Below are 267 nucleotides of genomic sequence, written 5' to 3'. Positions count from 1 at the left end.
AAACGAAACTCGTCGAGCACATATGGATATCCCCATTCGACGAGCAATTCGCGTTGACGTTCCGTGAGCGGCGCTTCCATGCGCCTCGCTATATCCGCTTTGGATGGCACGACCCGCAGCGGCGTGAAAGTGCGCAAGGCATCGGCGGCGAGCGCGCGCATCTGCTCGTCGCCGGATGACGTGGCGGGACGCAACGCAACGAAGTCGCCCAGCGTCGCCGCTTCGACGGCCAATGCAAAGGGCATCTGCGTTTGCGCCCAGCTTTCC

The 267-nt window shown here is 62.5% G+C and carries 1 protein-coding gene; it reads right to left on the bottom strand.

All coding sequences use genetic code 11. The features are described 5' to 3' along the window. The coding region (locus tag SB771_RS34825) for a DUF1045 domain-containing protein (protein WP_410722018.1) at window positions 1–267 on the bottom strand (267 nt) is incomplete at both ends.

The organism is Burkholderia sp. SIMBA_051, assembly GCF_046534915.1.
Taxonomy (GTDB): Bacteria; Pseudomonadota; Gammaproteobacteria; order Burkholderiales; family Burkholderiaceae; genus Burkholderia; species Burkholderia ambifaria.
This window is presented reverse-complemented; position numbering and strand designations above follow the sequence as displayed.